Annotated in this window: 25 protein-coding genes; 6 read left to right on the forward strand and 19 right to left on the reverse strand. The window is 59.7% G+C overall.

Annotation, left to right across the window (positions count from 1 at the left end; all coding sequences use genetic code 11):
* Positions 1–148: 148 nt before the first annotated feature.
* From ACYZT1_RS02430 to ubiE, 9 genes are all read right to left on the reverse strand, one after another.
* Positions 149–856, reverse strand: a complete 708-nt coding sequence (locus ACYZT1_RS02430; RefSeq protein WP_462017504.1) for a 16S rRNA (uracil(1498)-N(3))-methyltransferase — start codon at positions 854–856, stop codon at positions 149–151.
* Entirely contained in the window at positions 853–1647 is a 795-nt protein-coding gene (gene tatC / locus ACYZT1_RS02435) for a twin-arginine translocase subunit TatC (RefSeq protein WP_462017505.1), read from the reverse strand. Before tatC ends, ACYZT1_RS02430 begins: the two co-directional genes overlap by 4 nt.
* Positions 1644–2078: a Sec-independent protein translocase protein TatB gene (gene tatB, locus ACYZT1_RS02440; protein WP_462017506.1), complete on the reverse strand. Its 435-nt coding sequence runs from the start codon at positions 2076–2078 to the stop codon at positions 1644–1646. The genes tatC and tatB overlap by 4 nt, the downstream gene beginning before the upstream one ends.
* A gap of 10 nt (positions 2079–2088) precedes the next feature.
* Positions 2089–2376 (reverse strand): twin-arginine translocase TatA/TatE family subunit, encoded by a 288-nt coding sequence (locus ACYZT1_RS02445; RefSeq protein WP_028621770.1) that lies wholly within the window; start codon positions 2374–2376, stop codon positions 2089–2091.
* 25 nt (positions 2377–2401) lie between these two features.
* Positions 2402–2734 (reverse strand): phosphoribosyl-ATP diphosphatase, encoded by a 333-nt coding sequence (locus ACYZT1_RS02450; RefSeq protein WP_462017507.1) that lies wholly within the window; start codon positions 2732–2734, stop codon positions 2402–2404.
* Between the two features lie 11 nt (positions 2735–2745).
* The gene (gene hisI, locus ACYZT1_RS02455; protein WP_462017508.1) at positions 2746–3141 is read right to left on the reverse strand and encodes a phosphoribosyl-AMP cyclohydrolase; all 396 of its coding nucleotides are present in this window, start codon (positions 3139–3141) and stop codon (positions 2746–2748) included.
* 137 nt (positions 3142–3278) lie between these two features.
* Positions 3279–4883 carry a ubiquinone biosynthesis regulatory protein kinase UbiB gene (ubiB, locus tag ACYZT1_RS02460; RefSeq protein WP_462017509.1) on the reverse strand — a complete coding sequence of 535 codons (1605 nt, stop codon included), beginning with the start codon at positions 4881–4883 and terminating at the stop codon, positions 3279–3281.
* Positions 4880–5503, reverse strand: coding sequence for a ubiquinone biosynthesis accessory factor UbiJ (locus tag ACYZT1_RS02465; RefSeq protein ID WP_462017510.1), 624 nt, complete (start codon positions 5501–5503; stop codon positions 4880–4882). The genes ubiB and ACYZT1_RS02465 overlap by 4 nt, the downstream gene beginning before the upstream one ends.
* Complete coding sequence (ubiE, locus tag ACYZT1_RS02470; protein ID WP_060542605.1) at positions 5503–6273, reverse strand: bifunctional demethylmenaquinone methyltransferase/2-methoxy-6-polyprenyl-1,4-benzoquinol methylase UbiE; 771 nt, start codon at positions 6271–6273, stop codon at positions 5503–5505. Before ubiE ends, ACYZT1_RS02465 begins: the two co-directional genes overlap by 1 nt.
* Positions 6274–6426: 153 nt before the next feature.
* On the opposite strand from ubiE, the gene ACYZT1_RS02475 reads away from it, so the two are divergent.
* From ACYZT1_RS02475 to ACYZT1_RS02485, 3 genes are all read left to right on the forward strand, one after another.
* The gene (locus ACYZT1_RS02475; protein WP_462017511.1) at positions 6427–6702 is read left to right on the forward strand and encodes a polyhydroxyalkanoic acid system family protein; all 276 of its coding nucleotides are present in this window, start codon (positions 6427–6429) and stop codon (positions 6700–6702) included.
* Positions 6703–6951: 249 nt separating this feature from the next.
* Positions 6952–7374, forward strand: coding sequence for a phasin family protein (locus ACYZT1_RS02480; RefSeq protein ID WP_462017512.1), 423 nt, complete (start codon positions 6952–6954; stop codon positions 7372–7374).
* Between the two features lie 10 nt (positions 7375–7384).
* Entirely contained in the window at positions 7385–8278 is an 894-nt protein-coding gene (locus tag ACYZT1_RS02485; RefSeq protein WP_462017513.1) for a phasin family protein, read from the forward strand.
* 64 nt (positions 8279–8342) lie between these two features.
* Here the strand turns inward: ACYZT1_RS02485 and ACYZT1_RS02490 are convergent, their stop codons facing one another.
* The 10 genes from ACYZT1_RS02490 to ACYZT1_RS02535 form a co-directional block, all read right to left on the reverse strand.
* A complete protein-coding gene (locus ACYZT1_RS02490) occupies positions 8343–8960 on the reverse strand; it encodes a TetR/AcrR family transcriptional regulator (RefSeq protein WP_462017514.1) in 618 nt (205 codons plus the stop codon).
* 27 nt (positions 8961–8987) lie between these two features.
* A complete protein-coding gene (gene phaC, locus ACYZT1_RS02495) occupies positions 8988–10670 on the reverse strand; it encodes a class II poly(R)-hydroxyalkanoic acid synthase (protein ID WP_462017515.1) in 1683 nt (560 codons plus the stop codon).
* Between the two features lie 114 nt (positions 10671–10784).
* Positions 10785–11639, reverse strand: a complete 855-nt coding sequence (gene phaZ / locus ACYZT1_RS02500; RefSeq protein ID WP_462017516.1) for a poly(3-hydroxyalkanoate) depolymerase — start codon at positions 11637–11639, stop codon at positions 10785–10787.
* Between the two features lie 94 nt (positions 11640–11733).
* Entirely contained in the window at positions 11734–13413 is a 1680-nt protein-coding gene (gene phaC, locus ACYZT1_RS02505) for a class II poly(R)-hydroxyalkanoic acid synthase (protein ID WP_462017517.1), read from the reverse strand.
* Positions 13414–13669: 256 nt separating this feature from the next.
* Positions 13670–14041, reverse strand: a complete 372-nt coding sequence (locus ACYZT1_RS02510; protein ID WP_462017518.1) for a gamma-butyrobetaine hydroxylase family protein — start codon at positions 14039–14041, stop codon at positions 13670–13672.
* Between the two features lie 80 nt (positions 14042–14121).
* Positions 14122–15462, reverse strand: coding sequence for an ATP-dependent protease ATPase subunit HslU (gene hslU, locus ACYZT1_RS02515; RefSeq protein ID WP_462017519.1), 1341 nt, complete (start codon positions 15460–15462; stop codon positions 14122–14124).
* Positions 15463–15510: 48 nt separating this feature from the next.
* Positions 15511–16047 (reverse strand): ATP-dependent protease subunit HslV, encoded by a 537-nt coding sequence (gene hslV / locus ACYZT1_RS02520; protein WP_461994629.1) that lies wholly within the window; start codon positions 16045–16047, stop codon positions 15511–15513.
* Positions 16048–16332: 285 nt separating this feature from the next.
* The gene (locus tag ACYZT1_RS02525; protein WP_462017520.1) at positions 16333–17031 is read right to left on the reverse strand and encodes an SPOR domain-containing protein; all 699 of its coding nucleotides are present in this window, start codon (positions 17029–17031) and stop codon (positions 16333–16335) included.
* A 1-nt stretch (position 17032) separates the two neighbouring features.
* Positions 17033–18769: an arginine--tRNA ligase gene (gene argS / locus ACYZT1_RS02530; RefSeq protein WP_462017521.1), complete on the reverse strand. Its 1737-nt coding sequence runs from the start codon at positions 18767–18769 to the stop codon at positions 17033–17035.
* A gap of 239 nt (positions 18770–19008) precedes the next feature.
* A complete protein-coding gene (locus ACYZT1_RS02535) occupies positions 19009–21228 on the reverse strand; it encodes a primosomal protein N' (RefSeq protein ID WP_462017522.1) in 2220 nt (739 codons plus the stop codon).
* A gap of 204 nt (positions 21229–21432) precedes the next feature.
* Here ACYZT1_RS02535 and rpmE point away from each other — a divergent pair, with 204 nt between their 5' ends.
* From rpmE to ACYZT1_RS02550, 3 genes are all read left to right on the forward strand, one after another.
* Complete coding sequence (gene rpmE / locus ACYZT1_RS02540) at positions 21433–21666, forward strand: 50S ribosomal protein L31 (protein ID WP_028621753.1); 234 nt, start codon at positions 21433–21435, stop codon at positions 21664–21666.
* A gap of 26 nt (positions 21667–21692) precedes the next feature.
* Entirely contained in the window at positions 21693–22484 is a 792-nt protein-coding gene (locus ACYZT1_RS02545) for a thermonuclease family protein (RefSeq protein WP_462019173.1), read from the forward strand.
* Positions 22485–22662: 178 nt separating this feature from the next.
* Complete coding sequence (locus ACYZT1_RS02550) at positions 22663–23931, forward strand: malic enzyme-like NAD(P)-binding protein (protein WP_028621751.1); 1269 nt, start codon at positions 22663–22665, stop codon at positions 23929–23931.
* Positions 23932–23976 lie beyond the last annotated feature (45 nt).

A 23976-nucleotide genomic window follows, 5' to 3' on the forward strand; every position in this document is an offset into this window, starting at 1 on the left:
CACCCCCCAATGGGTGGGCAATACCGAAACCTGTGGGAGCGAGCTTGCTCGCGATAGCGCCGGGCCAGTCAGCAACTGAGTTATCTGGCAGTCCGCTATCGCGAGCAAGCTCGCTCCCACAGGGCTTTGGGTCTATATCAAGGTCGGGTCAGAACAGGCGGGCGAGCAGTGCAGTCACGGCGGTCTCGACGCGCAGGATGCGCTCGCCCAATTGCACCGGTTGCAGACCGGACCTGGCCAGCAGGTCGATCTCGTAAGGAATCCAGCCACCTTCCGGGCCGATGGCCAGGGTGACGGGCTCGTCCAGGCCGCGCGGGCAGGGCGGGTAATTGCCGGGATGGCCGACCAGCCCGAGCGTGCCTTCGGCAATCCCCGGCAGACGATCCTCAACAAATGGCTTGAAACGCTTCTCGATGACGATTTCCGGCAGGACGCTGTCGCGCGCCTGTTCCAGACCCAGTATCAGCTGCTCGCGAACGGCCTCGGGCTCGAGAAACGGCGTCTGCCAAAAGCTCTTCTCGACGCGATAGCTGTTCACCAGCACGATGCGCGGCACGCCCATGGCGGCCACGGTCTGAAACACTCTGCGCAACATTTTCGGGCGTGGCAGGGCCAGGATCAACGTCAATGGCAGCTTGGCCGGAGGCGATTGATCAAGCGTGACGCGCAGTTCGGCTTCATCGGCGGCCAGGCGCAGCACTTCGGCCGAGCCCATCATGCCGCCGATGCGTCCGACCCGCATGCTGTCACCTACTTCGCAGCGATGGACGTCCTGCATGTGGGTCAGACGACGATCACGCAGGATCACCCGGTCGGCCGCAATGAAATCGGCGTCTTCGAGCAGCAGCAGGTTCACGCTTGAGTCGCTGGTGGCTGGTCGTTGTGATCGTCAACCGGCTGATCGTCAGGATGGTCACCGCGCTTGCTGATCAGACTGCCGAACAGAATGCCGATTTCGAACAGCAGCCACATCGGCACCGCCAGCAGCGTCTGCGAGAAAATGTCCGGCGGCGTCAGGATCATGCCGACCACAAAGCAGCCGATGATCACATACGGACGGATCTTCTTCAGATAGGCAACGTTGACCACGCCAATCCATACCAGCAAGACCACGGCCACCGGAATTTCAAAGGCCACACCGAACGCGAAGAACAGCGTCATGACGAAATCGAGGTAGCTGGCGATGTCGGTCATCATTTCCACGCCGGCCGGAGTGGCGGCGGCGAAGAACTGGAAGATCAACGGGAACACGAGGAAATAGGCGAACGCCATGCCGGTGTAGAACAGCAGAATGCTGGACACCAGCAGCGGCACCGCAATGCGCTTTTCATGCTTGTACAGGCCTGGCGCGATGAAGCCCCAGATCTGATGCAGGATCACCGGGATCGCCAGGAACAGCGAAACCATCATGGTCAGCTTCAACGGCGTCAGAAAGGGTGACGATACGTCGGTGGCAATCATTGTCGCGCCGGTTGGCAGGTACTGACGCAGCGGCGTGGAAACAAAGGTGTAGATCTGCTGGGTGAAGGCGAACAGCCCTGCAAAAATGATGAAGATCGCCGCTACGCAGCGCAGCAGACGGCTACGCAGCTCGGTAAGGTGCGACACCAGCGGCATGTGCTGGTCGTTTTCAGGAAGATCGCTCATGAGGCTCGCGGCGGCAAAGGGGGATCGTGAGGCGCCGGGGTGACGGGCGCGGCGGATGGCGCTGTCGGCGCGGGTTCAACGGTGGTCGCTGGCGGGGCGGTCACGGGCGCAGCGTCTACCTTTGGCGCGTGAATGGTCTGCGGTGCAACGGGCTCGACCGGCGGAACCGGCGTTGGCTCCTGCTGAGTCGGCGTGAAAATCTTCCGCGCCTCCTGCTCCAGCGACAGAATGTGTTCGTTGTGCAATTGCCGACGGATCTCGTCGGCACCGATTTCACGCTCAACTTCCTGCTTGATCGCGTTGAAACTGCGTTTCAGCCGGCCGACCCACAGGCCGGCAGTGCGCGCGGCCCCCGGCAGACGCTCGGGGCCCAGCACCAACAGCGCAACGAGGCCGACGAGCAGCAATTCAGAGAAGCTGATACCAAACATTAGTCAGTGCTCACACGTCTTTACGGGTTGGCTCTTCGACTTTCTGCGCCTGCACGTCGATGGTGTGCGGCGGGTTCACCGGCTGGGCCGCCTGTGGATGCACAGGCTGAGCAGGCGGAACCGGTTGCGCCGGGGTGACGGTTGGATCGGCTGGTTTTTCATCGTCGTTCATGGCTTTGCGAAAGCCCTTGATCGACTCGCCGACGTCAGTGCCGAGGTTTTTCAGCTTTTTGGTGCCGAACACCAGCACCACCACTACCAGGATGACGATCCAGTGTTTCCAGTCAAAAATGCCCATGGTGTTGCTCCTCTCAAATAGATGTTCAGGCGGACGGGCGCGAGGCTTTCTCGGCGTGTCCGGACAGACCGAATCGACGGTCAAGCTCATCGAGTACAGCCTGCGGATGCTGCCCCAGCTGGGCGAGCATGACCATGCTGTGGAACCACAAATCGGCGGTCTCGTAGATCACATCGCTGCAGTCGCCACTGATGGCAGCGTCCTTGGCGGCAAGGATGGTTTCGACCGACTCTTCGCCGACTTTCTCCAGAATCTTGTTCAAACCCTTGTGATAAAGGCTGGCGACATACGAGCTGTCAGCGGCGGCGCCTTTGCGCTCTTCCAGCACTTCGGCCAGACGGGTCAACGTGTCACTCATGGGAGGTGTCATCAGTCATGTCCTGCGCAATAGATGGCGTGCGGGTCTTTGAGCACCGGGTCGACGGTTTTCCACTCGCCGTTTTCGAAGACGCGATAGAAGCAGCTCTGGCGGCCGGTGTGGCAGGCGATGTCGCCGATCTGCTCGACCATCAGGACGATCACGTCGGCATCGCAGTCCAGGCGCATCTCATGCAGGACCTGCACGTGGCCGGACTCTTCGCCCTTGCGCCACAGCCTGGCACGGGAACGTGACCAGTAAATGGCGCGGTTTTCATCCGCCGTCAATTGCAGGGCTTCACGATTCATCCAGGCCATCATGAGGACGCGCCCGGTCTTGTGATCCTGAGCGATTGCCGGCACCAGGCCGTCAGCGTCCCACTTGATCTCGTCCAGCCAGTTTTTCATCTTCAGTTCCTGAAGCAGCCTCAAGCTCTAAGCTTCAAGCTGCAAGTAAAAAACAATCTGCGTCGTGTGGCCAAAGTGCTTGAAGCTTGAAGCTTGAAGCTTGAAGCTTGAAGCTTATCGCTTGCAGCTGATTCGTGCTATCGACGCACGACCAGATACAAACCCACGGCCATCATGAGTGCAGCCGGCCAGTAAGCCAGTCCGTTCAACGGTCCGCCGATCGCGAGTACCGCGCCACCGGCCAGATGCGCGGTGCCGAGCAGGCGCAGGAACCAGTCATCACGGCGCCGGTGCCACGGGGGCGGCGGGTCGTAGGCGTGTGGTTGCGACATGCGTTCGAGCAGGTCACGCGCCATGTTGGCCAGGTGCGGCAGTTGCTCGAACTGGCTCTGCACGTTGCCGAGCACGGCTTTCGGGCTGACCCGCTCGCGCATCCAGCGTTCAAGGAAAGGCTGCGCGGTGTTCCACAGGTCCAGATCGGGGTACAGCTGACGGCCCAGCCCTTCGATGTTCAACAGGGTTTTCTGCAACAGCACCAGCTGCGGCTGCACTTCCATGTTGAAGCGTCGTGCGGTCTGGAACAGGCGCATCAGCACCTGGCCGAAGGAAATATCTTTTAACGGTTTTTCGAAGATCGGCTCGCAGACCGTGCGGATCGCCGCTTCGAACTCGTTGAGTTTGGTCTCAGCCGGCACCCAGCCGGAGTCGATGTGCAATTGCGCGACGCGACGGTAGTCGCGCTTGAAAAATGCAAACAGATTGCGCGCCAGGTAATCCTGATCTTCCGGCGTCAGGCTGCCGACGATGCCGCAGTCGATGGCAATGTACTGCGGACTCCAGGGGTTTACCGTGCTGACGAAAATGTTGCCGGGGTGCATGTCGGCATGGAAGAAGCTGTCGCGGAACACTTGGGTGAAGAAGATCTCCACGCCGCGCTCGGCGAGCATTTTCATGTCGGTGCGTTGATCGGCCAGTGTCGCGAGGTCGGTTACCTGAATGCCATAGATGCGCTCCATCACCAGCACTTTCGGCCGGCACCAGTCCCAATAGACTTGCGGCACGTACAGCAGCGGCGAACCTTCGAAGTTGCGCTTCAATTGGCTGGCGTTGGCCGCCTCGCGCAGCAGGTCGAGTTCGTCGTAGATGGTTTTCTCGTAGTCCTGCACCACGTCCACCGGGTGCAGCAGGCGTGCGTCGGCAGAGAGCTTTTCGGCGGCGCGGGCAAGAATGAACAGCCACGCCAGGTCCTGCGCAATGATCGGTTTCAGGCCCGGTCGTATCACCTTGACCACGACTTCTTCACCGGTTTTCAACTGCGCCGCGTGCACCTGTGCCACCGAGGCCGAGGCCAGCGGTGCAACGTCGAAACGGCTGAACACTTCGCTGATTTTTTTGCCGAGCTGTTCTTCGATCAGCCTGATGGACACTTGCGAGTCGAACGGCGGTACGCGGTCCTGCAACATCATCAGTTCATCGGCGATGTCTTCGGGCAGCAGGTCGCGACGGGTGGACAGAATCTGCCCGAACTTGATGAAAATCGGCCCGAGGTCCTGCAACGCCAGACGCAAACGCGCCCCGCGGCTGAGCTCCAGCGTCTTGCGCGGAAACCAGCGCCACGGCAGTGCATAGCGCAACGCCAACAGAAACCACGGCAGCGGCAACGCGAACAGCAAGTCATCGAGGCGGTAGCGAATCACAACGCGCTGGATGCGCAACAAACGGCGGACGGCAAGCAGCTTCATGCGTTATCGCTTGGGTCGAGGGATCGGGAAAGGCGCTGGAAACGCGCCTCGAGACGTTCCAGATCGAGCTTGATCTGGTCGAGTTCACTGAAACGGGCTTCGGCTTCGCGCTGACCCACGAGGGTGCGCGACTCTTCGGCCAGGTATTCGCCGATGTTCTGGCCAAGGGCGGTAAAACCCTGCTGATACCAGCGAGCGCGGTTGCGCAGGTGACCGCCCACCAGGGGCGTGGCGATCGGGCCGAGCCAGCGCGAGAGTTCGTACTCCCAGTCCAGCTCGAGGTCCTGAAGAATCGCCACCAGCTCCAGCAACACGCCGCTGTCGCCGTCGAGTTCGACTTCCGGGCCGTGCAGGACGGCGGTCTTGTCCTTGCTCATCGCCAGTTGCAACAGGCTTGAGGCCGGCGCGCGCAATGTGCAATCGGCGCCGGACTCCCACTGCGACGCGAGCATCAGGCCTTCATCACTCGGCAGGATAAACACGCTGAGCGCCGGGCTGCGGCATTCGACGGCAATCACTTTGCCGCTCAAATGCGCCAGACGCGGCAGCGCGGTGCTGTCGAGACGCAACACCCGGTTTACACCGAGTTCCACGCTGGCGAGCAGCCCGGCCAGCAACATCAGGGCTTGATGCCGCGGTGCAAGGCGACAATGCCTGCGGTCATGTTGTGATAGGTCACGCGGTCGAAACCGGCCTCGACCATCATCGACTTCAGGGTTTCCTGATTCGGGTGCATGCGGATCGATTCGGCCAGGTAGCGATAGCTTTCCGAGTCGTTGGTGATCAGCTTGCCCATCAACGGCATGAACGCGAACGAGTAGGCGTCGTAGGCTTTGGACATCAGCGCGTTGGTCGGTTTGGAGAATTCCAGCACCAACAGACGGCCGCCCGGCTTGAGTACGCGCAGCATGGAGCGCAGGGCATCTTCCTTGTGCGTCACGTTGCGCAGACCGAACGCGATGGTCACGCAGTCGAAATGGTTGTCCGGGAACGGCAGCTTTTCAGCGTCGGCCTGAACGAATTCGACGTTGCCGGCCACGCCCAGGTCCAGCAGACGGTCGCGACCGACCTTGAGCATGGACTCGTTGATGTCGGCCAATACCACCTGGCCGGTCGGGCCGACGAGATGCGAGAATTTTTTGGTCAGATCGCCGGTGCCGCCGGCGATGTCGAGCACGCGGTTGCCACTGCGAACGCCCGACAGTTCGATTGCGAAACGCTTCCACAGACGGTGCATGCCGCCTGACAGGAGGTCGTTCATCAAGTCGTATTTGGCGGCTACGGAGTGGAACACCTCAGCGACTTTTTCCGCTTTCTGGCTTTCCGGAACGTTTTTGAAGCCGAAGTGAGTGGTGGGTTCGGCATCGCTGCCTTTGCGCTGATCAGTCATATCGCTGTCACCAAAAGAGAATGCGGGACATTCTAATCCCGGTGGCCTGCTTTGTCTTGGCAAGGCTGAAGCTAAGATAGGCAACCACCGGGACGTTTTGCCGCAGAGACGGTCAAGATGCTCGGGAAGTATTTATTTAACAGGAGTCATGCAATGGCCCGTATCAGTGTTGAACGTACCCACGACCTGGGCAAGGAAGGCGCCCGCGAGAAGGCGGACAAGTTGGCGCAGAAACTCTCCGATCAATACGGCCTGGAGCCGCAGTGGTCCGGCGACACGCTAAATCTCAAGCGCTCCGGCGTGAAAGGTGCAGTGCATGTCAGCGATGACTTGATCAGGGTCGATGTTGAACTCGGCCTGTTGATGTCGGCCATGAGCGGCACGATCAAAGCCGAGATCGAGAAGGCCCTCGACAAAGCGTTGGTCTAATCCCGGTTTGACTTTGTGGATGCAGAAACAGTGGGAGCGAGCTTGCTCGCGATGAGGGCGTGTCAGGCGACCAAATGTGGCTTGACACACTGCCATCGCGAGCAAGCTCGCTCCCACAGTTGTTCTGCGGTGTGCATAAGATTTCATGTCAGTTGTTAGGGTGCCGTTTCTAATTATTCCCCCTACTTTGTGCCTGAGCCCGACACTTTCACGGGCAGTTCCTCAATCCTTCTGCGCGTGAGGTGCACCATGGCCAAAGTTATTTTTAAGAAAAAAATCGACGCACCGGCTCCAGCTCGAAGCGACGTCAAATCCTATGCCCGCAAGATCTGGCTGGCAGGCCTGGGCGCTTACACCAAGGTCGGCCAAGAGAGCAGCGAGTACTTCCAGGAGTTGATCAACGCTGGTCAAATTGTTGAAAAGGAAGGCAAAAAAGTAGTGGCTGAAAAACTGGAAGCCGCTAACGCCGAGATCGATGACGCGAAGAGTGAAGTGAGTACTTTCAAAGGCAAGGTCGAAGTCCAACTCGACAGGGTCGAGAAAGCTTTTGACTCGCGCGTTGCAAGTGCCTTGAATCGTATTGGCATTCCGTCTAAACATGACGTTGAGACACTCTCTGCTAAGCTCGATGAACTGACGGCATTGCTCGAACGCGTCGCGCGTAAATCTTAAGGAGAACGGGATGGCTGGTAAAAAGAACACCGATAAAGACGGCAGCTCGTGGATTGGGAAAGTCGAAGATTACTCCCGCAAAATCTGGCTGGCTGGTTTAGGCGTGTACTCGAAGATCGACACTGACGGCAGCAAACTCTTCGATACTTTGGTTAAAGACGGCGAGAAGGCCGAGAAACTGGCCAAGAATGCAGTCGGCGATAAAGTCGATTCCGCCCGTGACTCCGCTACAACGGCAAAGTCGCGCATCAGTGGCGTGAAGGACCGCGCACTGGGCAAGTGGGATGAGCTCGAAGGTGCATTCGACAAACGGCTGAACAGCGCCATTTCGCGTCTGGGCGTACCGAGTCGCAACGAAGTCAAAGCGCTGCACAGCAAGGTCGATACCCTGACCCGGCAGATCGAGAAACTCACCGGTGCCAAGGTCGCGCCTGTAGCGTCGAAAACCGCTGCCGCCAAACCTGCAACCAAGTCCGCTGCCAAGCCATTGGCCAAGACTGTCGCCAAACCGGTTGCCAAGACGGCTGGCAAAGCAGCCTCTGCGGCGAAGACTGCGACCAGGACTGTTGCTTCCAAAACCGCCGCAGCGAAACCGGCAGCCAAATCCGCAGCCAAGTCGATTGCAGCAAAAGCGGCACCCAAGCCAGCCACGAAAGCTGCTGCCAAACCAGCCACTGCCAAACCTGCTGCTAAAACCGCAGCGGCAAAACCGGCGACCAAGCCTGCAGCAAAACCTGCAGCAGCGAAGAAGCCCGCGGTGAAAAAACCGGCAGCGCCGAAAGCTGCCGCGCCAAAACCGGCCGCGGCGACTTCGGCCAGCACTACCAACTCCGCTGCTGCGCCAACCACGACTGCAGCCCCGACTGCTGCTCAGACTCCGTCGACGTCAACCAGTCAGTCCTGACTCCAGGCCCCAAGAAAACGCCCGGCCTGCAAAGGTCGGGCGTTGTTGTGTGCATCGCAAAAGATCAATGTTCTTGCAGATACTGCAACGCCAACTGCTCAGTCGTCGCCTTCACCGCCGGCAACAGGTGCGGCGCGACCAGCATCATGATCTGATATACCACCAATCCGACTTCGCCCTGGCGACCCAGAATGCGCTGATAGTCCAACGAGAACAGCAGCGTCATGGTGATGTGCTCCACCAGTTGCCCCAGCGCCTGGGTGTCGCTGACCAATTGCCCTCGGGCCTGTAACCGCGCCAGCAATGAAGCCAGCGTACGCTTCAGCGCATTGAGCAGGTTGCGAATCCCTTTCGCCAGTTTCGGCAAACGGCCCGCCAGGTTCGACAGGTCCTGAAACAGGAAACGGTACTGAGCCAGCCGTTCCACGATCAGATGCAAAAACAGCCAGTAGTCTTCCGGCGCCAGTTCCACCTCCGGGGGCGGATCCAGCAGCGGCGCCAGTTCGGCCTGGAATCGCTCGAACAGACCGAGGATCAGCGGTTCCTTGCCATGAAAGTGGTAATACAGGTTGCCCGGGCTGATGCCCATTTCGTTGGCAACTTCCATGGTGGAGACGTTCGGTTCGCCTTTTTGATTGAACAGCTGCAAAGCACATTCGAGAATCCGGTCGCGGGTTTTCATCCAGTCTTCTTAAGGGTTCGTTGCACGTCAGCGGACCCGCACGTACGTACCGGGCGCCGCCTCCATCGGTGGATAATTCTGGTTTCCAAGCGTCATGTGCGTCGGCTTTTGTGCGCCCGAACGCTCTTGAATCCAGCTCAACCATTGCGGCCACCAACTGCCCTCGACGGGTTTGGCGTCGAAGTACCAGGCGCGCGGGTCACTGCTCAGTTTTGCGCCTTCGATGTACGTGGCTTTCGCGTTTGACGGCGGGTTGAGAATGCTCTGCACGTGGCCGCTGTTGGACAGCACGAAGCGCCGCTCGCCGCCCAGCAACAACATGGAGCGATACACCGCATCCCACGGCGTGATGTGATCGTTGATTCCGGCGACGCTGAAACTGTCCACCGTGACTTTCTGCAAGTCGATCGAGGTGCCGCACACTTCGAGGCCGCCCGGATGGCTCAGCGGGTTGTGCTTGAAAAAGTCCAGCAGGTCGCCATGCAGGGCGGCCGGCAAGCGCGTGTTGTCGTTATTCCAGTAAAGGATGTCGAACGCCGGCGGCTCCTTGCCCAACAAGTAATTATTGATGAAATAACTCCAGATCAAATCGTTGGGGCGCATCCAGGCGAACACCTTGGCCATGTCACGACCGTCGAGCACGCCCTTCTGATAGGAGCGACGCTTGGCCGCCTCCAGCGTTTGCTCATCGGCGAACAGACTCGCCGGCGTGTCCATCTGGCTATCGAGCAGGCTCACCAGGTACGTCGCGCTGGACACTCGTCGTTGCTGGCGCTTTGCATGCAGATGTCCTTGCAGTGCGGCGATGGTCAAGCCACCGGCGCAAGCGCCCATCAGGTTGACCTCGCGGGCGCCGGTAATCGCCCGGCACACATTCATCGCTTCTTGCGCAGCTTCGACGTAAGTCGACAGTCCCCATTCACGGTGGCGGATATCCGGATTGCGCCAGCTGATCACGAAGGTTTGCAGACCGTTTTTCAGGGCGTACTGCACGAAACTGTTGTGCGGGCTCAAATCGAAAATGTAGTACTTGTTGATTTGCGGCGGCACGATCAACAAGGGTTTGGAATACTGCTTTTCGCTCATCGGCTTGTACTGGATCAGCTCGAGCATTTCATTGCGAAACACCACCGAGCCCGGCGTAGTAGCCACTGTTCTGCCGACTTCAAAGGCCTGCCTGGTGACCTGCCGTGGCAGGCCGTCGTTGTGCAGGAAATCGTCCAGCAGGTGGCTGATGCCGCGCACCAGGCTGTTGCCCCCGGAGTTGAAGATCTCTTTGACCGCCAACGGATTGAGCAGGGTGTTGGACGGCGCCATAGCGTCGTTGAACAAGGAGAAAGCAAAATGCGCGCGGGCGCGATCCTCCGGGTTCATGGCGCTTTCGTCGATCCAGTTTTTAACCTGCTTTTGCCAAGCCAGGTAGGCCTGCAGGCTGCGACGATAAAACGGGTTGAGGCTCCATGCCGGATCGGCAAAGCGAGCGTCTTGCGGATTGGTCGGGTACAGGGTTTCACCGAGCAGCACACGACCCAATTGACCCCCCAGTTTCAAGGCGTGGCGGGCGGTGTGCAGCGGGTGTTGCAAACCATGGGCGGCGACGCTGCGCAGCGTCGACATCATGTCCCGACCGCGCACACCAGTGATTGCAGTCTGAGCATTGATATACGTGGCGGGCGTCGTTAGAGGCGCCCTTGCGGGTCTGTCGCGCATGACTCAACACTCCTTCGTCTTCAGGCCAAAAACAAACACACCGAACCAGAACACCATAGACGCTGTAACGGGTTGTTGCGCAGTGCGACTTCCTGCCGAACCGATCCGGGATGATTAATTGCCCAGTGGCGCCGGTTGCGGATGCATCACGGCACGCTGCCGTTCTTCCTGAAGGAATCGCATGATGATCGGCGCCACCGCTTCGGCGCGGGTGATCAAAAACAGATGCCCGTCATCGATGACGTGCAGCTCGGCGTTGGGAATTCGCCAGGCCAGCACGCGCATGTTGATCAACGGTATCAGCGGATCGTCGTCGCCGGCCAGCACCAGCGTCGGCTGATTGATCTTGTGCAACCAGTGAATGCTGGTCCAGCCAAGACCGGCGAACAGTTGCCAGTAATAGCCGAGCTTGCCTGCCGAGCGGACCTTCGCAGCGTGCCGGGCAGCGAGGGTCGGATCGCGCCGAAACGCGCCGCCGTAGATCATCGGGGCAATGCGGATCACGTGGGAAGGCTGGATGTAACGCCGCGGGCTGGCCATCATCCACAAGACTTTCGGCTTGCCCGGCACCATCACCGCTCCCGCCGCGGTGGCCGCCAGCACCAGCTTCTTGCACCGCTCGGGATAGTCGTAGGCAAATTGCTGGGCAAGGGCGCCGCCCCACGAAACGCCGATCACGTTGACCTGGCCGTAATCGAGGTAATCGAGCATCCGCGCCGTGAGTTTGGCCAGGCCCGGAAAGCGATAGGGCCGGTTTGGCGTCGACGAGCCACCCACCCCGGGAACGTCGAAGGCGATCACTTCGAGGTCCGGGTCCAGCGCCGCGACGAATGGGAACACCAGCTCCAGGTTGGCGCCGATGCCATTGAACACCAGCAAGGGCGTCAAGTGAGGCTTGCCGGGGCGTACCGCCGTGCGGAGCGTCTGGCCATCCAGGTCGACAGTACGAAAAATGAACGGTTGCGGCATGTTTCAAACCCTGCGGGTTAGCGAGGAGCAGCTGCACGCTGCAAGCTGCAAGCGAAACGTGCGTCGCTTGCTGCTTGTGGCTTACGGCTTGCCGCTATCTTTCATGTACATAGGTGCCCGGCGCGGCTGCGCCGGCCGTGTAATTCTTGTTGCCCAGTCTGGTCGGCGCCTTTTTCAGGCTGCCCGACCGTTCGGCTTGCCATGCCTGCCAGTGCAGCCACCAGGAATCGGTGTGCTTGGTCGAATTCTCCTGCCACTCTTCAGCCTTGTCCGGCATTTCGCTGCTGGTCATATACCGTGACTTCGGGTTACCGGGCGGGTTCAGAATGCTTTGGATATGTCCGCTGCTGGACAGCACGAACTCGACGTTGCCGCCAAACAATTGCGCAGACTTGTAGCAGGATTTCCACGGCGTGATGTGGTCGTTGGTGCCGGCCAGGCAGAAAATGTCCGCAGTGACCTGCTTCAAATCGATCGCCGTGCCGCACACTTCCAGTGCATGGGGGCGGATCAGCGGGTTGTTTTTGAACATCTCGATCAGGTCGCCATGAAACGCCGCAGGCAACCGGGTGGTGTCGTTGTTCCAGAACAGGATGTCGAACACCGGCGGCTCATTGCCAAGCAGGTAGTTGTTGACCCAGTAATTCCAGATCAGATCGTTGGGGCGCATCCAGGCAAACACCTTCGCCATGTCCCGTCCTTCCAGCACGCCCGCCTGATAGGAATGGCGCTTGGCGGCCTCCAGAGTCTGCTCATCGACGAACAGCGCTACGTCGCTGTCCAGTGTGGTGTCGAGCACGCTCACCAGCAGCGTTAGAGCGTTGACTTTGTTCTCGCCGATTGCCGCGTAATGGCCGAGCAGGGCGGTGCAGGTGATGCCACCCGAGCACGCGCCGAGCATGTTCACGTCTTTGCTGCCGGTAATCGCGGTGACCACATCGACGGCTTCCTTGAGCGCTTCAATGTACGTAGAAAGTCCCCATTCACGCTGCTCCTTGGTCGGGTTGCGCCAGCTGACAATGAAGGTCTGCACGTTGTTACGCAGGCAGAAGCGCGTCAGGCTCTTGTCCGGGCTTAGATCGAATACGTAGAACTTGTTGATTTGCGGTGGTACCACCAGCAAGGGCCGCTCATGCACTTGCTCGGTGATCGGGCGGTACTGGATCAGCTCCAGCACGTCGTTGCGAAACACCACCGCACCTTCGGTAACACCCAGACTCTTGCCAACTTCGAACGCGCCCATGTTGACCTGGCTGGGCATGCCGCCGTTGTGCACCAGGTCTTTGGCGAGGTGCGAAAGGCCGTCGAGCAGGCTCTTGCCGCCCGTATCGAAGAAACGTTTGAGCGCTGCCGGGTTGGCCGCGCTGTTGGTCGGGGCCATGGCTTCGGTCATGAGGTTGATCACGAAGTGCCCGCGCGCGACATCCTTGGGCGGCAAGTTACTGTCGTCGACCCATTCGTGAAGCTCCTTGCGCCACGCCAGATACGTTTGCAGATAACGTTTGTAAAGGGGGTTCTGGCTCCACGCCGGATCGGCAAAGCGTCGATCGTCGCTGGCCGGTTGCAGTTCGGATTTGCCGAACAGCACGTTCTTCAATTCCAGGCCAAAATGCGCAACATGTTTGGCGCTGTGAATCGGTTGTTTGATGGCTTGCCTGAGCACCATTCGAGCAGAAGCCAGTAGATCCTTTCCACGTAGCCCAACGACAGGATTCAGCCCGAGAGTGTTTTCCGAGGCCTGATACTTCAAGTCATCGTTATTCTGTTTACTCATCTACGACGCTCCATTGTCCTGAGGCGAGTGCCAGGTCCTGCTGTGTAGTCACACAGCTGATGCCAGGCACCACTGCTCGGGGTGACCGTTGATTCTGCCGCTGCTTTTCAATTCAGAGAGCACTGCAGGGAACTTGCCAGCTCCATTGGTTACCCGAGTTTAATTTTTTTCGCAAGCAGGCCAATGACTGCCCTCGCGGCCAGGCATTCAAGCAAATGGAGTTAGAAAATACCCCCTAAAGAGCAAGAGGCTCGGACTAGAGCATCAGCTTGACGACAGACTCGTTCGGATCGCGGGTTTTCCCGGCGGCTTTCAATTCACCAAGATAATCGTTCCACAGATCATCCTGGCGCACACCCAGCTGATAGAGGTATTCCCAGGTGAACAGGCCGCTGTCATGACCGTCGTCGAAAGTCAGTTTAAGCGCGTACTGACCGGCCGGTTCGACCTTGGTCAGGCCGACGCCGATCTTGCCAAATTGCAGGACAGGTTTGCCGTGGCCCTGGACCTCGGCGGAAGGAGAGTGCACGCGCAGGAATTCGGCGGGCAGGTGAAATTCCTCGCCGGACGCGTACTTGAGCGAAAGGGTTTTCGATGCTGTATGCAGTTTGATGTCGGTGGGAATCATAGGAACGGCCTCGGGCGGCAAGCTACAAGCTGCAAGCTTAACTTGATCGGCTTGCAGCTTGTAGCTGGCGCCTTGCAGCTCTACAGAATGTAGCGCGACAGGTCTTCGTTCTGGGCCAATTCACCCAGGTGGCTGTTGACGTATTCGGCGTCGATCATGATCGCTTTTTCGTCATGCGCGCTGGCCAGATCCCCAGCGCTGAACGACACCTCTTCGAGCAGACGCTCGAGCAGGGTGTGCAGGCGACGGGCACCGATGTTCTCGGTCTTCTCGTTGACCTGCCAGGCAATCTCGGCGATCCGTTTGATGCCATCCGGCTTGAATTCGATGATCAAGCCTTCAGTTTTCAGCAGCGCGCAGTATTGCTCCGTGAGCGAGGCGTGCGGCTCGCTGAGAATGCGTTCGAAATCGCCCGGCGTCAGCGCCTTGAGTTCCACACGGATCGGCAGACGGCCTTGCAGTTCGGGCACCAGATCGCTCGGCTTGCTCAAATGGAAGGCGCCGGAGGCGATGAACAGAATGTGGTCGGTCTTCACCATGCCCAGTTTGGTGTTGACCGTGCAGCCTTCGATCAGCGGCAGCAGATCACGTTGCACGCCTTCGCGGGAGACATCGGCGCCGCCAACATTGCCGCGCTTGGCCACTTTGTCGATTTCGTCGATGAACACGATGCCGTGCTGCTCGACCGCTTCCAGCGCCCTGGCCTTCAACTCTTCTTCATTGACCAGGCGCCCGGCTTCTTCCTCGCGCACCAGTTTCAGCGCTTCCTTGACCTTGAGCTTGCGGCTCTTGCGTTTGCCTTTGCCCATGTTGGCGAACAGGCTTTGCAATTGGTTGGTCATCTCTTCCATGCCTGGCGGCGCGGAGATATCGACACCGGCCATTTCGGCGACTTCGATTTCTATTTCCTTGTCATCCAGCTGCCCTTCGCGCAGGCGCTTGCGGAACAGTTGGCGGGTGTTGGAATCAGCCGGCGACCCGGCGTCTGCGTTGTTGAAGCCCATGCGGGCAGGTGGCAGCAACGCATCGAGGATGCGCTCTTCAGCGGCGTCTTCGGCGCGGTGGCGAACCTTGGTGATTTCCTGTTCGCGAAACAGTTTGATGGCCGCGTCGGCCAGGTCACGAATGATCGATTCGACGTCGCGCCCGACATAGCCGACTTCGGTGAATTTGGTTGCTTCGACCTTGATGAACGGCGCGTTGGCCAGTCTCGCCAACCGACGGGCGATTTCGGTTTTACCGACACCGGTCGGGCCGATCATCAGAATGTTCTTCGGCGTGACTTCAACGCGCAATTCTTCCGGCAGTTGCATCCGGCGCCAGCGATTACGCAGGGCGATGGCGACGGCGCGCTTGGCATCGTCCTGGCCGATGATATGGCGATTGAGTTCGTGGACGATTTCACGGGGAGTCATGGACATAATATTTGCGGTCCTCCAGCAAAAGTGAGCCGTGGCGTTAACGCCGAATCAGGCTTCTTCTGCGAGGTCCTGCTCCTCAATGGTAAAGGTATGGTTGGTGAAAACGCAGATGTCGCCGGCAATGCCGAGCGCCGTTTCAACGATATCCCGGGCCGATAAATCGGTACGCTTGAGCAGGGCGCTTGCAGCCGCTTGAGCGTAGCCGCCGCCGGAACCCATGGCGATCAGGCCTTCTTCAGGCTCAACGACATCGCCGTTACCGGTGATGATCAGCGACGCATCCTTGTTGGCGACCGCGAGCATGGCTTCGAGGCGGCTGAGGGAGCGGTCGGTTCGCCATTCTTTGGCGAGCTCGACGGCGGCGCGCACGAGGTGGCCCTGATGTTTTTCGAGCTGGCCTTCAAATCGTTCAAAAAGGGTGAAGGCGTCTGCGGTAGCCCCGGCAAAACCGGCAATGACTTGCCCGTGGTACAGGCGACGAACTTTTTTCGCATTGCCTTTCATCACGGTATTGCCGAGAGAAACCTGGCCGTCGCCGCCCATGACGACTTTGCCGTGGCGGCGAACTGAAACGATGGTGGTCAAGGGAGAGTCTCCACGCAGCGGGGCGAAAATGCCTTATGCCAACTCATATGGGGGTGGTGGAGAGGATTTCAACCGACGAGAGCGCAGAGAGACGAGCGGCGAGTGATGACTGTGGTGAGGGAATTTATCCCCGTTGGGTCGCGAAGCGGCCCTGGAAGCTGCGGTCGCGGCGTATCAGATACACCGCGAACAACAGTTTTGCGACTGCCTCGCAGCCGAACGGGGATAAATCCCCTCACCACAGGGTTGTGGCTCACCTCAAATTTGGGTGGCCAGCAATATCAGTCAGCGGTTCTGGCGTTGTTGTAGCAAAAGGTTGCTAAAACCCGCGCCGGCCAGTTGTTTCTGTGCCGTGGTCAATTGCTCACGGTTGCTGAACGGCCCGACCAGAACCCGATACCAGGTCTCGTCTTTGACGGTTCCGGATTCAACCGCTACCGCCTGACCGAGCAGGATAATCTGCGCACGTACCTTGTCGGCATCAGCCTCTTTGCGGAACGAACCGGCCTGCAGGAAAAACCTGGTCACCGGTGCCGCTTTCGCTACAGGCGGGGCCGGCGGCGGGGTGATGCCGGCCAGTGCAGCCTGTGCACGCGCGGTGTCGATTTTCGCCGCTTCCGCAGGCGTGACCGGCGTAGTCGGTACGGCCGGCATCGGCGGGGTTTTCTCCGGCACGGCATCCGGCGGGACGATGACTTCGGACTCCGGCAACAAGGTGTAGAAGTCGTACTTCGGCTTCACCGGTTGCGTCGGGCTCGGTGGAGTCTTGTTCGCCTCGGCAATCTTGCTCGCTTTCTGCTGCTCGATCTTCTCGCGCTTGACGCTTTCGCTGCCCTTGCCCGGCTCCAGCTTCATCAGGAATACGAGGAACGCGCCGACCGTGAGGCCGATCGCCATCCACAGCCAACCCGGAATCGGTTGCTTCGCAGGAGCTTGGTAACGGCTGGCGCCACGCTTGGGTGCAGGTTTTTTCTTGGCAGCCAACTTACATACGCTCCAGTGTTTCCAGACCCAAGAGTTCCAGGCCTTGCTTGAGGGTGCGGCCGGTCAGCGCGGCAAGGCGCAGACGGCTTTGCATTTGCTCCGGGGTTTCAGCGCTGAGGATCGGGCAGTTCTCGTAGAAGCTGGAGAACAGGCCGGCGACATCGTACAGGTAGGTGCACAGAATGTGCGGCGTGCCTTTGTCGCAGACGTTGTTGAGCACCTCGCCCAATTGCGCCAGTTTGGCGGCCAGTTCGTGTTCGTGCGTCGCTTCGAGGACGATCTGCCCTTCGACTTCGCTGAAATCCTTGCCGAGTTTGCGGAATACGCCGGCCACGCGGGTGTAGGCATACAGCAGGTACGGCGCGGTGTTGCCTTCGAAATTCAGCATCAGGTCGAAGTTGAAGCTGTAGTCGCTGGTGCGGTGCTTGGACAGGTCAGCGTACTTCACCGCGCCAATGCCCACGACTTTGGCGATGTTGCGCAGTTCGGCTTCGGCCAGTTCGGGGTTTTTATCCTTTACCAGGGCGTAAGCGCGTTCCTGGGCTTCGGTCAGCAGGTCGATCAGCTTCACGGTGCCGCCGTCGCGGGTTTTGAAAGGGCGGCCATCAGCGCCGTTCATGGTGCCGAAGCCCATGTGTTCCATTTCCATGGGATGGGTCACGAAGCCGGCCTTGCGGGCCAGGGCGAACACTTGCTGGAAGTGCAGCGCCTGACGCTGATCGACGAAATACAGCGCGCGATCCGCCTTCAGCTTGCCGCTGCGGTAGCGCACGGCTGCCAGGTCAGTGGTGGCGTACAGGTAGCCGCCATCAGCCTTGACGATGATCACCGGCAGCGGATCGCCATCGGCGTTCTTGAACTCGTCGAGGAACACGCACTGCGCGCCGTTGCTTTCGACCAGCATGCCGGCAGCCTTGAGGTCGTTCACCACATTGACCAGGTCGTCGTTGTAAGCGCTTTCGCCCATCACGTCGGCCATGGTCAGTTTGACGTTGAGCAGTTCGTAGATTTTCTGGCAGTGCGACAGCGAGATATCTTTGAATTTGCTCCACAAGGCCAGGCAATCGGCATCGCCGGCTTGCAGCTTGACCACCAGACCACGGGCGCGGTCGGCAAATTCGGTGGATTCGTCGAAGCGTTGCTTGGCGGCGCGGTAAAAGTTTTCCAGGTCCGCCAGCTCGTCGCTGGTGATTGGATTGTCCTGCAGGTACGCCATCAGCATGCCGAACTGGGTGCCCCAGTCCCCCACGTGGTTCTGCCGGATCACTTCGTCGCCCAAAAACTCGAGAACGCGGGCAACTCCGTCGCCAATGATGGTCGAGCGCAGATGGCCGACGTGCATTTCTTTGGCCAGGTTGGGTGCGGACAGATCGACCACGGTGCGTTGTGCCGGACCGGCCTTGCGCACGCCAATGTGCCCGTCAGCCAGTGCGGCGTCGAGACGGCTGGCAAGAGCCTGAGTGTTCTGGAAGAAATTGAGGAAGCCCGGACCGGCGATTTCGGCTTTGGCGACGTTTTCGTCGGCCGGCAGCGCGGCAATGATTTTCTCGGCCAGATCGCGAGGTTTCATGCCCGCCGGTTTAGCCAGCATCATGGCGATGTTGCTGGCGAAATCGCCGTTTTTCTTGTCGCGGGAGTTTTCCACCTGGATCGCCGGCGACAGGCCTTCAGGCAACACACCTTCGTTGACGAGTTGGGTGATGGCTTGTTGGATCAGCTGGCGAATGGTGTCTTTCATGGTCTTCTCTTTCGACCGCAAGCGCGGCGGCGCTTCAATGCGCTGGTGGAAAAACTGGGCATTATCCGTTGCGAACGCGGGCTTGCCAACTATAGCGGGCAGGTTGTGGATATGTGGTGACAAACCGGGTCCCATCGCGAGCAGGCTCGCTCCCACAGGGGATAGGCGTCAATCACAAAACCAATGAACACCACAGACCCATTGTGGGAGCGAGCCTGCTCGCGATGGCGATGTTGAAATCAATACAAATCCACAGGGTCGACATCCAGCGACCAGCGCACCGCGCGCCCGCTCGGCATTTGCTCCAGCGCCAGCAGCCAACTGGCGAGCAATCGATGCAGCGGCGCCCGGGCTGTGGCTTGCAGCAACAACTGTGCACGATATCGCCCGGCTCGGCGCTCCATCGGCGCCGGCACTGGCCCCAGCAACTCGATACCGGTCAGATTCTGCTCGGCCAGCAAGCGCTCGGCCTCGCTGCACGCCTCATCGAGAAAGCTTTCAGCCTGCCCGGGTTTGTGCGCCTCTGCGCGAAGCAGTGCCAGGTGCGAAAACGGCGGCAGGCCGGCCGAACGGCGCTCGCTGAGCGCTTGTTCGGCGAAGGCGAAATAGCCTTGTTCGGTCAACTGCACCAGCAACGGATGGTCGGCCAGATGCGTCTGAATGATCACTCTGCCCGGTTCTTCAGCGCGTCCTGCACGGCCCGCGACCTGCACAATCAGTTGCGCCATGCGTTCACTGGCGCGAAAGTCGCCGGAGAACAATCCACCGTCGGCGTCGAGAATCGACACCAGCGTCACCCGTGGAAAATGGTGGCCTTTGGCGAGCATTTGCGTGCCGACCAATATGCACGGATGGCCTTTTTGAATGGTCGCGAACAGCTGATTCATCGCGTCCTTGCGCGAGGTGCTGTCGCGATCGACCCGCAATACAGGAAAGTCCGGAAACAGAATGGCCAATCGTTCTTCAGCGCGCTCCGTGCCAGCGCCAACCGGGCGCAGATCCACTTTGTTGCATTTCGGACAATGACGGGGCACGCGTTCGACGTAGCCGCAATGGTGGCAACGCAGTTCAGCGGAGCGCTGGTGCACGGTCATGCGCGCATCGCAACGTTGGCATTCGGACATCCAGCCGCAGTCGTGGCACAACAACGTCGGGGCAAAACCGCGGCGGTTGAGGAACACCAGAACCTGCTGGCCTGCGGCGAGCGTCTGACCGATAGCTTGCTGCATCGGTCCGGAGATGCCGCTGTCGAGCGGACGACTTTTCACATCCAGACGCAGGAACCGCGGTTGCTTGGCACCGCCCGCGCGCTCGTTCAGGCGTAGCAATCCGTACCGGCCAGTGTAGGCGTTATGCAGGCTTTCCAGCGAAGGCGTGGCAGAACCGAGCACAATCGGGATGTTTTCCTGCCGGGCGCGGACCAGGGCCAGATCACGAGCGTGATAGCGCAGGCCTTCCTGCTGTTTATAGGAGCCGTCATGCTCTTCATCGATGATGATAAGGCCGGGATTTTTCATTGGCGTGAACAGTGCGGAGCGGGTGCCGATAATGATATCGGCATCGCCATCGCGGGCGGCGAGCCAGGCGTCCAGGCGTTCGCGATCGTTGACCGCCGAGTGGATCAGCGCAATGCGCGCGTTGAAGCGTTGTTCGAAACGCGCCAGTGTCTGTGGGCCGAGGTTGATTTCCGGGATCAACACCAAGGCTTGTTTGCCCGCTTCAAGGGTCTCGCGAATCAGCTGCAAATAGACTTCGGTCTTGCCGCTGCCGGTGACGCCGGCCAGCAGAAACGCGTGATAACTGTCGAATCCGGCGCGAATCGCTTCATAAGCGGCGCGCTGTTCCGGGTTGAGGGGCAGCTCCGGCTGGGCCAGCCAGTGTTCGTGCCGGGCGCCGGGGGCATGTTTTCGGATTTCCACCTGTACCAGCCCTTTGGCCAGCAACAGATCAAGGCTGTCCTTGCTCAGCATCAGTTTGCTGAGCAACTGATGGGCGACGCCATGGGGGTGCTGCGCCAGCGTACCCAAGGCTTCACGCTGGCGCGGTGCGCGGGCGATACGCGGGTCATCGAGGCTGGCGCCGGGGGCGGCAGACCAGAAGCGTTCCTGCCGGGCTTCGGCCAGTTCGCCCTGGCGCAGCAATACCGGCAGCGCCCAACTCAACGTGTCGCCCAGGCTGTGCTGATAATACTGGGACGTCCACAAACAGAGCTTGAACAGCGCCGCTGGCAGCGGCGGGGTGGCGTCGAGCAGCGCCAGCGCGGGCTTGAGCTTTTGCGCCGGGACCTCGCTGGTGTCGGCGACCTCCACCAGAATCCCGATCATCTCGCGCCGGCCGAACGGCACCCGCAAGCGCATGCCGGGGTGCAACTGGTCGCGCAGGACTCCGGCCGGGGCGCGGTAATCGAACAGGCGGCGCAGCGGCGAAGGCAAGGCAAGGCGCAAAATGGCGTCGGGCACGCGGGGGGATCTCTATAAACGGACAGTAATGGAAGTCGAATGCAGATTGATTGTGGCAGCGGGTATCAGGTCGGGAGCCTAGCAGACGGTCGGTAGAAGCGACAGCTTGCGCGAACAGCATTGTCTGGTAGAATCCGCGGCCTAATTACGTGCGGTATTCAACAATAGTGTTGAGTGGCGGCACGCTAGCCTGAGGAATACACCATGAAAGCCGATATCCATCCAGCGTACGAAACCATCGAAGTCACTTGCAGCTGCGGTAACAAGTTCGAAACTCGTTCGAACCTGTGCAAGCCACTGGGTACTGACGTATGCAACGAGTGCCACCCGTTCTACACCGGTAAGCAGAAAACTCTGGATACTGGCGGCCGTGTACAGCGCTTCGCAGACCGTTTCGGTGCTTTTGGCAAAGCCAAAGCTCCTGCTGCTGCAGAGTAAGGTTGAAAGGCCCGGTGGGCTTTTCCTTGCTGTTGAAAAAGGCGTCCCTCGCGGGCGCCTTTTTTGTGTCCGCGATTTGGCTTTCCAACGCCCAGGCCTTCTGCCCGACCCCGACCGGCCTGGTGCCTGTGACGGTGCAGCGCGTGGTGGATGGTGACACGGTGCGTCTGAGCGATGGTCGCAGCGTGCGCATGATCGGTTTGAATACGCCCGAGCTCGGCAAGAAGGGCCGTTCCGACGAGCCGTTCGCCGTCGTGGCGCGCAAACGTCTGGAAGCCCTGGTGGCCGCCAGCGATGGGCGGCTCGGTCTGCTTGCGGGTAAAGAAAGCAAGGACCATTACGGTCGAACCCTGGCCCATCTCTACGGTTCCGATGGCAACAATCTGGAAGCGCAGATGCTCGCCGAAGGCTTGGGCTTTCAAGTGGCCGTGGCACCGAATGTCGACCTGGTCGCCTGTCAGCAAGCGGCGGAACGCACTGCGCGTCAGGCCGGGCTCGGTGTCTGGCGGCAGTCGCCGGTGGTGAAATCCGGGCAGATCAGCGCTTCAGGTTTCGCCGTGCTCAGCGGTCGGGTGAGCAGTATTCAACGCAATCGGGGCGGTATCTGGATCGAGTTGCAGGACTCGGTTGTATTGCGCGTGGCACCCAATGTGTCAGGGAAGTTCGACATGGCCGCGCTTGAGCGACTCAAAGGCAGGCAAGTCGAGGCGCGTGGATGGATTGTCGATCGTTCGCGACGCGGCGGATTAAAACCCGGGCAAGCGCGGTGGCTGCTGCCATTGACGGATCCGGCGATGATTGATGGCGAGCAGAAATAAAAATTGTAGACATTTTTATCTCTGATTGTGAACAGTCCAGCCCTTGTGTTTCGTGGCTCTTGGCCCAAAGTCTGAAGGGCGGGCGCTTGACAGGGGTGACTGGCCAGTCTTGTGGGGACTTTGCGAGGCGCGTATCCTCGCTGACCAGTCTGTCCAACAGTAAAAGCGGAATGCCCACATGTCTGATTTGAAAACTGCCGCTCTCGAATATCACGCCCATCCTCGTCCAGGTAAGCTGAGTGTCGAGCTCACCAAGGCCACCGCTACCGCCCGCGACCTGTCGCTGGCTTACAGCCCCGGCGTAGCCGAACCAGTACGCGAAATCGCCCGCGATCCTGAACTGGCCTACAAATACACCGGCAAGGGCAACCTGGTTGCAGTCATTTCCGATGGCACCGCGATTCTGGGCCTGGGTAACCTCGGTCCATTGGCCTCCAAGCCAGTCATGGAAGGTAAAGGCGTGCTGTTCAAGCGCTTTGCCGGCATCGACGTTTTCGACATCGAAGTCGATTCCGAAAGCCCGCAAGCCTTCATCGACACCGTCAAACGTATTTCCATCACCTTCGGTGGTATCAATCTGGAAGACATCAAGGCACCTGAGTGCTTTGAGATCGAGCGCGCTCTGATCGAGCAGTGCGACATCCCGGTATTCCACGATGACCAGCACGGCACCGCGATCGTCACCGCGGCCGGCATGATCAACGCCCTGGAAATCGCCGGCAAAACCCTCGCTGAAGCCAAAATCGTTTGCCTGGGCGCTGGTGCAGCTGCCATCTCCTGCATGAAACTGCTGGTGAGCATGGGTGCCAACATCGAAAACATCTACATGGTTGACCGTACCGGTGTGATTCACTCCGGCCGTGATGACCTGAACCAGTACAAAGCTGTTTTCGCCCACGCGACCGAGAAGCGCACCCTGGCTGACGCACTTGCCGGTGCTGACGTGTTCGTTGGCCTGTCCGGGCCGAACCTGCTCAGCCCCGAAGGCCTGAAATCCATGGCGGCCAACCCGATCGTGTTCGCCTGCTCGAACCCGGATCCGGAAATCTCCCCGGAGCTGGCTCACGCTACCCGTAGCGACGTGATCATGGCGACCGGCCGTTCGGACTACCCGAACCAGGTCAACAACGTATTGGGCTTCCCGTTCATCTTCCGTGGTGCTCTGGACGTTCGCGCCAAGCGCATCAACGAAGAAATGAAAGTGGCAGCGGCCAACGCCCTGCGTGAACTGGCCAAACTGCCAGTCCCTCAGGAAGTCTGCGACGCCTACGGCGGCATCAAGCTGGAATTCGGTCGTGAGTACATCATTCCCAAGCCAATGGATGCCCGTCTGATCACCCTGATCTCCGATGCCGTGGCCAAAGCCGCAATCGAGACCGGGGTGGCGACCCTGCCGTATCCGAAGAATTACCCGCTGAAAAGCGTGGATGACGTGTTCAACGGATAAAAGCAGCGCGCATAAAAAACCCAGCCTGGTGCTGGGTTTTTTTAT

The organism is Pseudomonas sp. PB3P13 (assembly GCF_054897735.1).